At 57.4% G+C, this 465-nt stretch carries 1 protein-coding gene; it reads right to left on the bottom strand.

What is annotated here, in order from left to right; genetic code table 11:
- Nucleotides 1-24: 24 nt before the first annotated feature.
- Entirely contained in the window at nt 25-216 is a 192-nt protein-coding gene (locus VW35_RS21150) for a LacI family DNA-binding transcriptional regulator (protein ID WP_152662662.1), read from the bottom strand.
- Between the last annotated feature and the right edge of the window lie 249 nt (nt 217-465).

Raw genomic sequence — 465 nt, 5'->3', positions numbered from 1 at the left:
AAGCCCAGCGATGCCGACCGAACCCTAACGCATGCAGGTGTCACTGTGCGTTCGCTCGTCATCGACGTCGGCCGCTGCCTTGCCGACGCGCTTCGGGGTTTCATCAGTAATATTAGAAGAACTCGCGAGCGCTCGAGTCGCGGTGCTCGTGCACACCCCGGCTCGCTGCGCAACATCGATAATGGTCGGCCGACGACTGAGTCTTCGTGCCACCATCAAAGTTCCTCCACGCATGGGACCGTTACCGCGAGCGCGTCGAAAGTCAAGTGGACAAAATAATTCTATCCCCGGAGTTCGGGGAAGCGACTGAACAACAAGGAGAAAAATGTTGGGCGATGCCGGACCGGCACCGCCGCCATTCTCGGTTTAAATAGAAGCACCTAACAAATCAGCTCATCGTCCGTCCGGGCCTTTTCACCATACCTGCCCTGCCTAACTATACCGGTCGCTTCACGTCACTGCCCA

This window comes from Devosia soli (genome assembly GCF_000970455.1).
Lineage (GTDB): Bacteria > Pseudomonadota > Alphaproteobacteria > Rhizobiales > Devosiaceae > Devosia > Devosia soli.
Note: the sequence above shows the minus strand (reverse complement) of the source record. Positions and strands in the feature narration are given on the sequence as shown.

What these genes read in the sequence shown, in the direction of transcription:
- VW35_RS21150 (WP_152662662.1), bottom strand. Translation starts at nt 216, where the DNA reads ATGGTGGCACGAAGACTCAGTCGTCGGCCGACCATTATCGATGTTGCG.